The sequence below is a fragment of the Bacillus sp. HY001 genome (assembly GCF_007558965.1).
GTDB lineage: Bacteria > Bacillota > Bacilli > Bacillales > Bacillaceae_G > Bacillus_A > Bacillus_A mobilis.
This window is the reverse complement of sequence record NZ_VLTE01000129.1, coordinates 26420-40136: the sequence shown is the minus strand read 5'-3', so window position 1 is coordinate 40136 and position 13717 is coordinate 26420. Positions and strand designations below refer to the sequence as shown.

The window sequence follows — 13717 nt, the reverse complement described above, 5'->3', positions numbered from 1 at the left end:
AAGTAGGGATCAATCTTTCATGTATCAACAGTTGCAAAGCTAAAGAAATATATATAGCAGTCGTATTGAAAGAGAAGCTGAGTCAAGGTGAGGAATACTAAGACAATGAATTGGTGATGTGTAATCCTTTTGGAACGCTAATTAATCCTGCTAATGTTAGAAGAAGTTTAAATGCTTTGATTAAGAAAGCGGCTGTGCCAAAGATTTGATTTCATAATTCACGTCATACATATGCAACTTTGTTATTGGCTAAAGGTGTGAATGTGAGAGTGATTTCCGAGCGACTAGGACATAGTAATATCAAAATCACATTAGACACTTATTAACATGTACTGCTGCCAACGGTGTAAGAATATGCTGTTAACAAAATAGAACAGATTTTGTAGGGAATGTGACCAATTCTGTGACCACTGGTGTTATAAAGTATGAAAGTAAACAAATAAAAACCGCATCAAACGTTAATTTGACACGGTTTCTACAATTATGAACCCTACTGGCCTCGAACTTAAGACCTCCACCTTGTCAAGATAAGAAACATGTATTTTACGTTTCGGGAATATCGATCGTAAAGCTAGTTGTATCAAGGGTTTATAGAGTGTTTTGTATTTTCTTATGCAAATTCTGCAATGTAGAAAAATGAAATTTCTTGACCAGAATCTTGACCAAATTTTAGTCAATTTCTTATGGGTGTAATATGTACTGTGAAAAAAGAAGAAATATTATGATAGAATAGAAAAAAATAACTATTTACTTTATAGAGGGAGAATTATGGCGCAAAATGTGATAAGAAATGTGACAGATGTGTTAGAGCAATGTTCATCTACTGCAAGTCAAGTATACAGAGAGAACATGAAATTCCGAGATGAATTACTACAACTATTAACAGAGCTTGAAGAAAAGCTTAATGATAAATACGAAGTTTTGATGATGGACCAAGATGCTAAAAATTTTGATTTTTCAGCGACTCTTCAAAATATGATACATAGGATTAGCATACAGTTTAAGGGTGGGCTAGATGAATTAACGAAAGCACTGGATCAGAAGCAAAGACACTTAAATTCCTTTACACTTTCTTTATTTGGAAAAACAAAAGCTGGGAAGAGTACAATTCGTGAAGCTTTGTCTCACGGAAATGGTGAAACCATCGGAAAAGGTGCTCAACGGACAACAAGAGATATTCTTGAATACAATTGGAATGGACTAAGGTTGTTAGATGTACCAGGTTTTGAGGCATTTAAAGGTGATAAAGATACAGATAAGGCCCATGATGTTATTGATCAATCGGATATGATTTTGTTTCTTACGTCCGATGATTCGGTGCAGCCAGGAGAATTTGATGAGATGAGCAGGTTACAAGAGTTAAATAAGCATTTCTTCGTTGTCATGAATGTAAAGCATAATCTATTAAATCAGGAAACTGAACAGCCTGATGGTAGGGAAATTCGTCGTTTTTTAAAAAGACCGGAGAAGGTATTTGATTATGAACGGTTGAATGAGCATCGTAAGCACATTCGAAGTTATGTGAAAAAACACTTACATATTGACACAGTTGAAGTTATCTGGATACATGCTCAATCAGCATTTCTTAGTACAAGGGAAGAGTTAAGCGATGTCTCACAGGGATTATGGGATATTAGTATGCTCGATACTGTTTATGACAAGATTACCGAAGAAATCAATCGAAGTGGGAAGCACCGTCGTGTACTAACGTTTTATGATAGCACCATTCATTTTGTAGATACAATTGAAAAAATGCTGAGGGAAGAGCAACGACTGATTCGTTCGCAAGCCCTATTCATGGTGAAAAAAAGAGCTGAATTAAAAGGTTTTTTTGACCGATTTATACCAGAGAGTAACGAGAGAATTGAACGGTGTATTGAAAAACTTTATGCACCCATTAAGCAATGGATTCCTTACTTTGTTGATGAATATATTGGCAGGAAAGATGCACATTCTGTCTTACAAGCATACCTTAAAGAGCAAAGCAAAAATATAGAAAATACGATGAATAATCATATGAAGGAAATCATTGCTGACCTTCAAACTTATTTATCAGAATTTACGAGACAATATCAGTATGATATTAATTCCATTCAATTAGATAATAAGAATATGAGTGAGTTCAAAAAGGGCCAAATAGGAAAGATATTAAAATGGAGTGGTGTTGGTTTGTCTGGATTGTCTACAGGAGCTTTTATTGCGGCTACAGCTGGATGGGGTGCTGCAAATGTGTGGAATCCAGTTGGTTGGATTGCTTTAGGGGCAAGTGTGGCTGTAGGTATTTTCAGTTGGTTAATGAGTGATTATGAATCAAGGAAATGGATAAAGGCCAAAAATGAGGCAAACCAAAATTTACTTTTACATATTGAAGAATTGGAACGTAAGACTAATAGTGCCTATAAATCATATTTTTATAAAAACATTACTCAAAAAGGTAAACGTGAGATGCTAGATAAGGTGGAAAGCTATATAGATGCTTTATTTTTTGTTGCCGATCAATTACTAGAGAAGGCAACTAGTATAAATCAGCTAAAAGAAGGATTAAACAAACATCTTTTTGCTCATTTATTAAGACTTGAGGGGGTTGACTGTGAACCAAGTCATGTAAAAAGTATAGCTAGGGAACAAGGAATAGCTACAAAAATTATCGTTCCATCAGAATGGTACCTAGATGGTTCTACTAAAACAGGATTGGATAAAATATGTGGCGAGCAAGTGACATTGTTGAGTGAGGAAGCTAATTTACGAGTACAAGTGGCTAAAGCGCTTTTCCCTGCAAAAATAGATGCTAATCAAGTAAAGATAGTAAACAATGGTAAAAGAGTTACCGCGAAGATTTCAGTATCTGACTCGATAAAGGGGCTTGTGATTGGAAGAAAAGGCGTCAATATTCGTCTTGCTCAGCGATTATGTAATGTGAAAATAGAACTTACCTAAAGGAGTTTTTTAGATGAATGATTTAGCTTTCTCTAAACATATGAGTGATATTGCCGCTCTTATAGAAGAAATTACAAACATCATAGCTGTAAGAGAAGAGGATGAAATAAAAAGAATAGTTTCAGAGTTTAGGGATTTCATAGAAGAGGACAAAAAACAAAAGAAATTAAGGATTGCTTTTATTGGACAATATAATGCGGGTAAATCATCAACTATTGCAGCTCTAATAGGTGCAAAATTTATATACAGAAAGTATAAAACAGTAGAAAACGAACAAAAACTTGTACAGGTATATCAAGTAGGAGGAAAAAAGTTAAACGTCGGTGCTCAAATTATGACGGACGTTACTGAAACTTATAACTGGGAAGAAGTTGAGATTATTGATACACCTGGTATTTATGCAGGGCGTTTAGATCACGATAGAAGAACAATGGAGCAAATTTCAAAATCTGATTTATTAGTGTTTGTTGTTTCAAATGAGCTCTTTAATCCACAAGGGGGAGCATTTTTTAGAAAATTAACCCATGATATGCAGCGTAGTGGACAAATCATATTGGTAATTAACAAAATGAGTCGTGAAGCTGGAACTCCTAAGACATTAGAGAAATCAATCCTTGAAGTTATTGATCCGTATCATCCTAAGGATTTTTATACGTCTTTTATAGATGCAAACTGCTATCTCGAAGCTCAGCTAGAAGAGGATGATGAGGAAGAAAAGGAATATTTAGAGAAAAAGTCTAATTTTAGTAGCTTTTTAGATTCTATACAAAACCTGATTGCTAATAATCAGCTCACAGCTAGGCTTTTAACGCCATTACATAAGAGTTCAGAGGTGCTTGAAAAGACGTTGAATTACTTGAGTACAGATAATAAAAATGAACGAGATTTACTTGAGCTGTTAAGAAGAAAAGCCAATTTGATTCGTTCGACAAAGATTCGCTTACATAATGGCATTCAAAGTGAGTTGAATCGATTAGAGCATCAGGTTATTATGGTAGGTGAAAATGTAGCAGGAAAAGTAGATGGGCAGCACAGTTCGGAAGACGTAAATAATGCTATACAGGAAACGGAACGTTTTATTCAAGAGGAGTCACAAGAATCTCTTGAGAAAATACAGGCATTGCTTGAAAAGGAAATGGAGTATTTACAGGAGGAACTAAAAAATCTGCAGGAATCTTCTTTAGGAAAAGCAACTATTGAATCATTTGAAGCAAAGAGCGCTAAATCACACTCGCTTTCAGAACGTGACATATCAGAAAAGAAGAAGGTTCATTCCTTAGTTGGAAAGACACCAGATGCCTTACAACAGTTAGGGAAATTTGCAACGGGTGTTCCTAAAGAGACAATTGTTAATGTCGTTAAGTCATTTGGTGTAAAGTTTAAGCCTTGGGGAGCAACGAAATTAACTAAGCTCATTAATAAGCTCGGACCAATTTTATCAATCGCTGGGGTAGTGTTAGATATCTTCTTTTCTGCAAAGGAAGAGTATGATGAAGTTAAGCATAATCAACAGCTTCGAGAAGCTCGTGCAGATATAAGAAATGAATTCCGCCAAGTGGCAAAGGACATTCGCAAGGAATTCGAACAAAACATTGAGGAAGGGATATTCCCATTTTTCCAAAATGAATTGACTTTCATTGAACAAGAACAGAACCAAATTCGTCAAACAGAAATCTCGAAAGAACAATCTGTTGAGCAAATAAGCAACTTACTTGATAGGGTTCGCACGAAAATTAGTAACATTGGAGTTTAATCTCATACTTGTTGCTAGTGGTGTGGAGTCCAAAAAAGAAATTAAATAGACTGTTTTTGAACCTAAAAAGTTAGACGTGAATCATATGCAACCTTCTGGGCATGAGTTCGATATTGAATCGGACTCATGCCTTTTAATATTGCTTTTATACACGATGTAATGGTATACCAAATAATAAAAAATTAATAGAAGCACTAGTGAATTTTCCTCTTTTGGTTAGTAAGCAAAGGGTTTATTTTCGAAAGAGATAGTAGTTGAACGGATAACACCAGTATGAGTTCATTATCTATGAAGCGTTAATTAGTCTAATAGAAAATAAGAATTAGTTTTCAGATAGTTTAATGTTGGCTATTCCATCAGCTTAAATTATTAGTTACAAAAAGAGATTGCTCAACTATAAGAAAGCATCACAGCTATTGTCTATAGTTGAGCAAGATGATAAAAACTCGAGAATATCGCCCGAATTTTCGAAGACTGTTATGTAGAAGACATTGATTATCGGTACTCTGTCATCTTACAGGAGATCATCACGCTGCGATATGATTTGGCCAGGATGTTCATGGAAGACGATAAATTGCGGGAAGCAATTACCTAGAGTTTCCATTTAATAATGATGGTTTTATGCATTTAGAACCATTAAAATTTTTATAGCAAAGTGGACAATGAACATCCCAATCTTCATCCACTTGTACATTGTAATTACTTTTAGCATATTTATATAATGGTCGTGCTCGCCATTGTATAGATTTCATGTTGTATGGTACTAATCCACGTCTATTATTAAAGCATCTGCCACAATAGTTCCCCACCCACACTTCTTTATCAAACTGACAAATATAAATTGTTTTCCACTTCTTTTTATCACCAACTTGTACTTCGTTTCTTATTTGACCTTGCGTCTCTCTGCCACATGTGGGACAACAATTTGCTACATGTGATGCTTCATGCAAAATTCTTTTGAAATAAATGTTTAAATTTTTTGTATTGTTAGGTGTAAAGTGAAAATGCGCATATTGATGAATAGCTTTAGTAGGGTTAATACTTGCTTCTTGCAAATTCCAATTTAATGCCTGTACATCTGTATGGATGAGTGTGGCTGTTTGAGCTGTAATGTTATCTTGAGCTAATTCATTAATTACATTTAAATAGCGTTGAGCAGAATTTTTTAAATCTTTTTCTAATAAACGTTCACTGCGTTTATTGATACTGTAACATTTATATTTTGCATCCAGTGTATGGAAAAACCATTCTCTGGTTTGTTTGATGTAGAAAGCTATGATGAAATCTGGGCATATTTTCTTTTCGTTCCCGAAGGAATAATTATAATAAAGTGCAATGTCAAATGGATTATTAGGTAGTTTAAAAAGCTTTCTGAACTGTTTGAATTCTTTATGCTGTTCATGATTCTTATAAATCTCGGTCACTAAGCCATCAGTATTAACGCCCCATTGGTGCAGTTGTTGGGTAATTTTTAAAAAAATCCAAATTTCGTATAATGTTGGTGATTTTAAAATTGACTGAATAAAAGGACGGATGGCTTCAAAAAGTTTAGGCTGTAATTCATTAAACTTTAAATAGGAATCATAAACAGCACTATAAACAGGGTTCATAGAAAAAACGTGAGTTTCTTCTATTTCTACTGGTGATACGTCCATTAGTGGTTCATCTAGCCATTTTTGTACATCAGAATTTAATTGGAACCAGATAGATTTTCGTGCTTTTAGCGTTATTAAATCTTGTTTTACAACTTGTTGTAGTGCTAAAATTGCTTCTTGCAAATGATTTGTTTTATCTTTAATTACTTGTGATAGCTGTACAATTTCATCTGTCAATTCATTTATTAAAATTTCTTCTGCTTGTGATTCGCAATCTATACGTTGTTTTATCTGTTCAAGCATCAAGCGGAGCATTCCATGCTCCGCGATTGCTGTTGATTTTTCAATAACATTCGCTCTTACTTTATGATCAGGTCGAAGCGTTTGCTCTAAAATAACTTTTGGTGTCCATTTTTTCAATTGTATTAGCGCAACTTTTTTTGTAGTATGTATAAGTTGTTCAGCAGGTTCTTGCACTAATTGTAGAAACCAATCACTAAATTCGTTCAGTATTTCCTCCAGTTTATAAACATTAAAAAGTTTTGTTTGTGTTTGTTTTAAGATATTTTTGTTGTCTATGCTTTCTCTCGCTAAATCATAGGAAAATAGCTCGAATAAACGTCGTACTTCCTGTTGCATAAATGCATATTCTTTAATTGATATAGTGCCAGGTGTAATATTTACTTGTGCTCGAGCTAGTTCAAGATTGTCCACATCATATGCTACAATATCAAAACTACCACCAGCATTAATGCCAAAAATACTATCTGTTGATTGTTCAAAACCATCAGCTAACCATTTCGATGGCTTGTGGTACCAAATATTCGTTTTGTTGTCCTTTGTTAAAGTAGCGACAGGTTGCTTAAATTGTTCAATCAAAACTTTACTTGCGGCCGGCTCAATGACGCCAATTTGAGCAGTCATTTTATCTTTTTTTGTATATTCACTGGCTAGAAAGATACCTTCTGATTTAGTAAGTTCATCGTATGCTTGTATCTCTCTATCTTTTAACACTATATGTATAATTTTCATATGGATCACCAAAACTTAACCATTCGATTTGTTGCTAACATTTTCTCGAACTTTTGAGATGATACTGGATAGTTTGATAATTTTTCTACGAATTTCTGTGTAATCAAGTCCAAATCAACTTTTGGGATATCGATTCTAGGTAGTATTTTCCCCGAAATTAATGAATCGATATATATAGTAAGTGAGGTTTCTTCAAGGTCTGCAAATTGTAACATTTTGCGAAGATGCTTGTAACCACGGCTATTTAATGATGCGTTGGGATAATTATTTAAAGTTGATGAAATATCTTCCAGTATATTAACTGCTTTTTTAACACTTTCCTCATCATTCCGTACTGTTGAAAAAATAGTTGCATCCATCTCGATTTTCCCTGTTAATTTTTCTTTTGATATAGTATCAATAATTTTTTGTTTTTGTATTTTGGACAAATGGTTAATCTCAATAATGAAACTGCGATCAATCACTTTAGGGCTTAATGGCTTAACCGTATGGTCCATGTTCAAAGTTCCAATAAAACGAACATTACTAGGAATTTTAAATGTCGATTGGTAGTTTTCAATTAATTCTTGTGCGTTACGTAAACGCTCTACATCTTCGCAACCTTGATCACAAATGATTTTCGCAATATCGTAGTGACGTTTAGCATATAGACGTAATGCAGGATTTTTTTCTTCACGGGCACTAAGTAGCTCGGAGAAATAATATTCGACATGAGCAAGGTTCATTTCATCTAAACAAATTAAAAATAGCTTATTACTATTTTTCGATGCTTCAGCTAATGCCTCCATAAATGGCGTTGGTACAAAAGTTTTATCGGTCGGATGAAAATATCCAATTAAATCTTGTGTATCTGTCCAGCTAGATTGAACTGGAATCATACGGACAGCAACATTTTGTACGGCATGACCAAATGCTTGTACAATGCTAGATTTTCCTGTCCCAGACGGACCTGTTAAAATGGTTAAAACATTTGCTTGAAGAGCATGAATGAAGCTTTTTAGTGTAGATTCTTGATAAATTAGCTGTTCCTCATCATTATGATAAAGAAGTGACTGTACTTGCTTGCAAAAAGTTTCTTCTTTATAAGGGTGTATCTGGACTTCATCAACCTTTGCTTCTTTTTGTTCAAATGCTATTGCTTGCTCAATTTTATAGAATATACGTCTCCACATTTGTTGTTCTTCTGAAAGTTTTTGTTGTTGAAGTACGAATTCTTGTTGCTCTTTTTCTAATTGATTTTTCAACTCTTGATTTACATTTAGTAATCGTTGAATAATAATTGCTTCTATTTCCTCCGATGTATTTACACTCATATTGTCTTTTAGTTGCTTCACAAAAGCTGTACCGCCTATTTCTTGCAAACTTTGTTCAAGAGAAAGTGGCACAACTTCAGCCGTTGTAAAGTCGATGAATAGTAAAGAAGCTAAAAAATGAGTATTTTGTGTACCGCTAAAATTTACTAATACGAGATCATTCTGTTTTAAATGTGCAACTCTGTGTGCTTTAATATTATTTCTTGAAATCGACCACTCTTCAATTTTCCATGGGTGATTTAGAGGGACAATGCCTTCGTTTGTCCATTCCATAGGAGTCCCATATATACGAACTGTTTCTTCTGTTTGTATATAGCCATTGATATGAAATAATAGTCTTCCTTGCGAGTATTTCTTGAACAGTTTGACAAATTTATTTACGTGAAGTGCTGATAATTCATTGTTTTCATCGGCTGTCCTTAATTCCGTGACAACTTGTGCTGCCTCGGTTGATAACCATTCGTCATAGCGTTTAGGTTCCTTATTGTGGAGCTGTGTTTGATTAATAATTGTTTTCATCTCTGAATCTTTGAGGCTATTTTCTGTTATTGCTATCATTTCTTTTTCTTCATGAAGCAAAGGCTTTGTTAGAAATGCGGAACAAAAATTAAGTACGCCATATTCAATTAATTTTTTCTTGCTTTCCTCAACAGGACCTTGTGTATTTTCTTTAATGCCTTTCTTTAATTTTTTTAATACCATTTTCATCTTTTTTACTTCTCCTGGCGGTATGTCTTGTAAATAATGTGCAAATAATTGTTTATCTTGTCTTTTTGTATTTGTGCTATGGCTTAAAAATTCATAAACTGTGTCCACGTGCTCTACTTTTATTTCATCATTATCTTCAAGAAGGAAATATTTAAGTGAATTTAAAGCGTCTTCATAATTCTGTACTTCTTCCTTTGTGAAAGAATCTTTTGCAATACTTTGCACCATCTTAACACTCCTAAAAATAGTTAATTATATTTTTTGTATAGTTCGATAATACCAATTATCATAGAGATATTTTATCATAAAATTATTCATGTACGTGCCCCATTAGTAGAATAATGTTTTTTTCACTTGATTAATCATTTGCAGAAATTATAGGTAACATTATTCTGAACTGATAACAAAATAATTGATTGAAAGAAAGAATGAAAGAAAAGCCGTCAATAAACTTGGTGGAATGAGTAATATCAAGCTAAATTACAATTAAAAGCTTTTAAACTATCAAATGTTTAACGAAGCGAAACCGAAAATGTTCACGATTCTAACGGAATTCGATAAACTAGCAGAGATAATAGAAAAAGTGGCTGATAAATTCCGTAAAGCTAGCGAAGTAGAACATATTGATTTAATACAAGAAAAGATTAATCTATATTTAGGATTCATAGAGGGCGACGAAGTGTATGAAAGGTGTCTCGAAGTAAAAGGATATAACTTTGTTATTAAGACATATAGAAAACACGGTTCTGGTGCAAAAATTATTTAATAGAGACATAGAGTCTACACAGTCTGTTTAATTACAAATTATGAGGCAATTCCAAACAACTTATGTATGAGCTTCACTTCATTTTGTACAGACTTCACCTGTCGGTGAAGTTGTCTCTTTTTTTTTACTCTTGGATTGCTACGGGGGAGGTATTGAGGAAACATGTTCCTTCCTGATTCCATTCCTTATCCGAAAGCTTTTTCTTAGTAATGTTGATAAGTATTAAAATAGTCGATACAGGGATACGATTGGTGTTCCCTTGAAACTATGCGAATAAAAATGTCATGTCAACATCATATAATCTATTCATTTTAGTAAAAAATATGATGGAGTATATAAAATTATAAAAATATCGTTTTATAGACTTAGTTAAACTGTTATTGTATAAATTAGGTAACTATTATGCAGTAGGAGGAAAATATGGAGATAAATAAATTACTTAATGGATGGCTTTACGATAAAAAATATGAAAAGGAACTATTAGCACTAGTCCAAAATGGCTCTGCATCTATACATCAAGGGGAATTATATAGATTATGGCGTCTTGACCCTGATGATATTGAAATATCTATGCAGCACACTGATTTTCCAGATTCTCTAACAGATTTAGAACGTGAAGAGCTAGAAGGTGGCCAAAATGTAGAAATAGGTCAACGTGCTGTAAAGTTTATTGTAGAACATATTATCGCAAAAAAATCCTTCACAAAAAAAGGTAGATCTCATTCTATAACTGAAGCTGGATGCAATTTCTTTATTAATAATCATGCTGGTCAGTATAACGACCAATGGCCTTATGTAATAACTAAAGTAGAGAACTCAGGACTGGATTTGACTGTTTTTGCTGAAAAACACGGAGCAAATGAGGACTTAGTTCAATCTTTTAGAGAGTATGAGGAAATTTTGTCCGACCATGATTATTCGGATAATAATTACATAATAATAAAACTTCCTAGAATTGAAATATACTATAACGGAATATATCGTCCAATTATTGAATAACAAAAACTCCCCTCGTTTTAATAGAGGGGAATTTTCAGTTATTTCTCGTAATTAACCCGTTTACTAATTGTGCCGAGGTAATAAGTTGTTTAATTCTTTGATTAACAATAATTATTTAATTTCTAGAGCTGCTTTCAATTGCTCATTACTCATCTTTTTAATTTCTCTTAATTCTTCAAGTAAGCCATCTTCTGCAGGAATAGTGTATGCGGTTCTGGTGCAAAAATCATTTAATAAAGACATGGAACCTACACAGTCTGTTTAATTACAAATTATGAGGCAATTCCAAACAACTTATGTATGAACTTCACTTCATTTTGTACAGATTTCACCTGTCGGTGAAGTTGTCCTTTTTTCATTATATGCATAGCTTCAACACCACTCAATATAGAAGTGGCTGTTTCATACGACTTGAATCCTTACATAGAACGCACACGTTTCTTAATGAAACGGCGATTCTGTTCCACTATATTATTGAGATATTTAACTTGCCTTATTTGTATGCCTTCAGGCATCTCTACTACTTTCAATATAATCCATGTTTAAAACCTTTAAATAGAATCGGGATTCAATTTCCTGCAAATCATCTTCTGATGCTCCTATGAAAAATTGATATTTTTTCTCCCCTGTAGCTTCACGTATTGCATGATAGGCTAAATATAAAATACCAGTATCACTTACATACTTACCGATTTTACCAACAATGCAGTCTTCTGTTACTTGCTCAAATTTTAATTGTATGAAGATTTCATCTGTTTTTTCGTGAACATAAAAATCTGAATCTTTTGGTTCTAAATCAGCTTCAGATAATTTTTTTTATCAAGTAATATTCTAAGTGCATAAATAAGATTAGATTTACCAATATCATTTGCTCCTATAATCAAGGTTTTTTCATTAAAATTTACTTTTGTATCTTTGAAATTTCTAAAACCTTTCATAAGTACGTTTGTAATATACAATATTTTTCATCCCCTTTGTAATCTTTATCCATTAATTAGTGTATATCTTATTATTTTTATGATAAAGAAATAATGATATTTATAACAAATTAGAGATATATCGTAATAAGGTTTTTAAAATCATCGATGTATGGGATTAGAAAAATATTTTTTATTGATCTTGTTAGGAGCTTTATAAAGTAACAAAATAAAGTATTTATTTTATTTGGAATAGCAGTAATTTATTAACCGAGTTTATCTACAAAAATTCGATTGTAGAGTGGGGATAAAAAAGAGCTAAAAAAGAGATGAATAATCCCTCCTTACTATGCCAATGATATTGATAAAGAGAGGTGATATATTTTATTGGATAAATTATTGATGGATCTTTGGGATAAAAAGGATTACTCCGTGAAGGTGAGCTTGTCGAAGGGACATTATCATGAGTTAAAGGAAATAGCGTATGAACTGGAAATTAGTATGAAAAAACTTGTGAATCAATCTATAAAAAAGTCACTAAAAGATATTGAAGTAAATGGGTATTACAAAAGAAGTAAAGAAGTATATGTAATTGATAAGGAGTTTGCACTGTACAGCCTAAAGGTTAAAAGTAAGCATTACAAAGAGTTACAAAGGATAAGCAATGAAACACAAATAACTGTAAAAGGTATAGTAGAAGATATATTATCTGTGTATCCTGCCATAGTTCAAGATGAGTTAGGATAAAATAGGAAAACATGAAAGGAAGATTATATTGTATATTGCAGATATTCTTCAGATTCTAAAAGAAGGATTAAGACACTTATACTATGATAAAAATTGTGAAAGTTTGGATGAACTTTTAGATTATGTCAATGAAGAAGAATATAATAAACCAGAATTGGCGGAAGCGTTTATAAAATTTATTAAGGATTTACCAGAAGAAGTAAAAAAAGAATTGTATGAAAAAATACCTAAAAAAAACATGAAAGATGAAACTTTTCAATTGTAATACAAAGATTTATTATACAGAAGATAACAAGAGTACGGTAAACTTCAACTTAATAAATATATATTATTTATATGAATTAATAGATAAAAGGGTTGCTTTTCAGATGAAGAGCAACCCTTTTCTTATGATTGGAGGAGAAAAAATGATATATCGTGAGATTAGAGCAGGAAAGCAAGGAGTACTAGAATCACCTGTCGGTATGAATCAACCAGCAAAACGAGTCGACATCGTAAAACTAAAAATGGTAAAAGAGAGCAGTCTTCTCTACAAAGAAAGAAGAGTAAAATCTCCAGAAGATGCAAGTTTGCTATTTAAGCAATTTTTAGATGGAGCGGATCGAGAGTTTTTTATTGTACTATGCCTGGATATTAAAAATCAGCCTACTGCTATCAACGTTTGTCATATTGGTAGTTTAAATTCTAGTATTGTACATCCGAGGGAGGTGCTGAAGCCAGCGATTATTTCAAATGCTGCTTCAATTATAGTGGCGCATAATCATCCTAGTAATGATCCTACTCCAAGCAGAGAAGATCTTGAAGTTACAAAACGACTCATTGAAGCAGGAAAAGTTGTAGGTATAGAGGTGTTAGACCATCTTATTGTTTGTGAGGAGAGTTTTACTTCACTTAAAGAAAAAGGGCATATGTAAGAAGAAATATAATTTATCCATGTTATTTAAATAAAA

The 13717-nt window shown here is 32.9% G+C and carries 11 protein-coding genes and 3 pseudogenes; 8 read left to right on the top strand and 6 right to left on the bottom strand.

Annotated elements, in window-relative coordinates; translation table 11 throughout:
- Positions 1-24: 24 nt before the first annotated feature.
- The 3 genes and pseudogenes from FOT98_RS33320 to FOT98_RS29085 all read left to right on the top strand — a co-directional run.
- Positions 25-326: pseudogene (locus FOT98_RS33320) on the top strand (tyrosine-type recombinase/integrase); the annotation flags it as partial.
- Between the two features lie 442 nt (positions 327-768).
- On the top strand, positions 769-2937 hold the full coding sequence (locus tag FOT98_RS29090; protein ID WP_074585632.1) for a GTPase: 2169 nt from the start codon (positions 769-771) through the stop codon (positions 2935-2937).
- A gap of 13 nt (positions 2938-2950) precedes the next feature.
- On the top strand, positions 2951-4690 hold the full coding sequence (locus tag FOT98_RS29085; RefSeq protein ID WP_074585635.1) for a GTPase domain-containing protein: 1740 nt from the start codon (positions 2951-2953) through the stop codon (positions 4688-4690).
- A gap of 587 nt (positions 4691-5277) precedes the next feature.
- On the opposite strand, the gene FOT98_RS29080 is transcribed toward FOT98_RS29085, so the two are convergent.
- Together FOT98_RS29080 and FOT98_RS29075 are read right to left on the bottom strand one after the other, a co-directional pair.
- The gene (locus FOT98_RS29080; RefSeq protein ID WP_074585638.1) at positions 5278-7317 is read right to left on the bottom strand and encodes a nuclease domain-containing protein; all 2040 of its coding nucleotides are present in this window, start codon (positions 7315-7317) and stop codon (positions 5278-5280) included.
- A gap of 5 nt (positions 7318-7322) precedes the next feature.
- A complete protein-coding gene (locus FOT98_RS29075; protein WP_074585640.1) occupies positions 7323-9566 on the bottom strand; it encodes an AAA family ATPase in 2244 nt (747 codons plus the stop codon).
- Positions 9567-9870: 304 nt separating this feature from the next.
- Here FOT98_RS29075 and FOT98_RS33140 point away from each other — a divergent pair, with 304 nt between their 5' ends.
- On the top strand, positions 9871-10104 hold the full coding sequence (locus FOT98_RS33140; protein WP_224742188.1) for a DUF6572 domain-containing protein: 234 nt from the start codon (positions 9871-9873) through the stop codon (positions 10102-10104).
- Positions 10105-10142: 38 nt separating this feature from the next.
- On the opposite strand, the pseudogene FOT98_RS33135 reads toward FOT98_RS33140, so the two are convergent.
- Positions 10143-10226 (bottom strand): annotated as a pseudogene (locus tag FOT98_RS33135) (IS6 family transposase); the annotation flags it as partial.
- Positions 10227-10524: 298 nt separating this feature from the next.
- Here FOT98_RS33135 and FOT98_RS29060 point away from each other — a divergent pair.
- Entirely contained in the window at positions 10525-11103 is a 579-nt protein-coding gene (locus tag FOT98_RS29060; protein ID WP_074585644.1) for a hypothetical protein, read from the top strand.
- A gap of 111 nt (positions 11104-11214) precedes the next feature.
- Here the strand turns inward: FOT98_RS29060 and FOT98_RS33130 are convergent, their stop codons facing one another.
- From FOT98_RS33130 to FOT98_RS33125, 3 genes and pseudogenes are all read right to left on the bottom strand, one after another.
- Positions 11215-11346, bottom strand: coding sequence for a hypothetical protein (locus tag FOT98_RS33130; RefSeq protein ID WP_256943799.1), 132 nt, complete (start codon positions 11344-11346; stop codon positions 11215-11217).
- Between the two features lie 29 nt (positions 11347-11375).
- A pseudogene (locus FOT98_RS29055) lies at positions 11376-11618 on the bottom strand (DDE-type integrase/transposase/recombinase); the annotation flags it as partial.
- Positions 11619-11894: 276 nt separating this feature from the next.
- On the bottom strand, positions 11895-12062 hold the full coding sequence (locus FOT98_RS33125; protein ID WP_224742153.1) for an AAA family ATPase: 168 nt from the start codon (positions 12060-12062) through the stop codon (positions 11895-11897).
- A gap of 345 nt (positions 12063-12407) precedes the next feature.
- Between FOT98_RS33125 and FOT98_RS29045 the strand changes: the two genes are divergently transcribed.
- From FOT98_RS29045 to FOT98_RS29035, 3 genes are all read left to right on the top strand, one after another.
- Positions 12408-12767 carry a hypothetical protein gene (locus tag FOT98_RS29045; protein WP_074585648.1) on the top strand — a complete coding sequence of 120 codons (360 nt, stop codon included), beginning with the start codon at positions 12408-12410 and terminating at the stop codon, positions 12765-12767.
- Between the two features lie 28 nt (positions 12768-12795).
- Positions 12796-13032 carry a hypothetical protein gene (locus FOT98_RS29040; RefSeq protein ID WP_074585652.1) on the top strand — a complete coding sequence of 79 codons (237 nt, stop codon included), beginning with the start codon at positions 12796-12798 and terminating at the stop codon, positions 13030-13032.
- 142 nt (positions 13033-13174) lie between these two features.
- The gene (locus tag FOT98_RS29035) at positions 13175-13681 is read left to right on the top strand and encodes a JAB domain-containing protein (protein WP_080495921.1); all 507 of its coding nucleotides are present in this window, start codon (positions 13175-13177) and stop codon (positions 13679-13681) included.
- Positions 13682-13717 lie beyond the last annotated feature (36 nt).

What these genes read in the sequence shown, in the direction of transcription:
- FOT98_RS29090 (WP_074585632.1), top strand. Translation starts at nt 769, where the DNA reads ATGGCGCAAAATGTGATAAGAAATGTGACAGATGTGTTAGAGCAATGT.
- FOT98_RS29085 (WP_074585635.1), top strand. Translation starts at nt 2,951, where the DNA reads ATGAATGATTTAGCTTTCTCTAAACATATGAGTGATATTGCCGCTCTT.
- FOT98_RS29080 (WP_074585638.1), bottom strand. Translation starts at nt 7,317, where the DNA reads ATGAAAATTATACATATAGTGTTAAAAGATAGAGAGATACAAGCATAC.
- FOT98_RS29075 (WP_074585640.1), bottom strand. Translation starts at nt 9,566, where the DNA reads ATGGTGCAAAGTATTGCAAAAGATTCTTTCACAAAGGAAGAAGTACAG.
- FOT98_RS33140 (WP_224742188.1), top strand. Translation starts at nt 9,871, where the DNA reads ATGTTCACGATTCTAACGGAATTCGATAAACTAGCAGAGATAATAGAA.
- FOT98_RS29060 (WP_074585644.1), top strand. Translation starts at nt 10,525, where the DNA reads ATGGAGATAAATAAATTACTTAATGGATGGCTTTACGATAAAAAATAT.
- FOT98_RS33130 (WP_256943799.1), bottom strand. Translation starts at nt 11,346, where the DNA reads ATGTCTTTATTAAATGATTTTTGCACCAGAACCGCATACACTATTCCT.
- FOT98_RS29035 (WP_080495921.1), top strand. Translation starts at nt 13,175, where the DNA reads ATGATATATCGTGAGATTAGAGCAGGAAAGCAAGGAGTACTAGAATCA.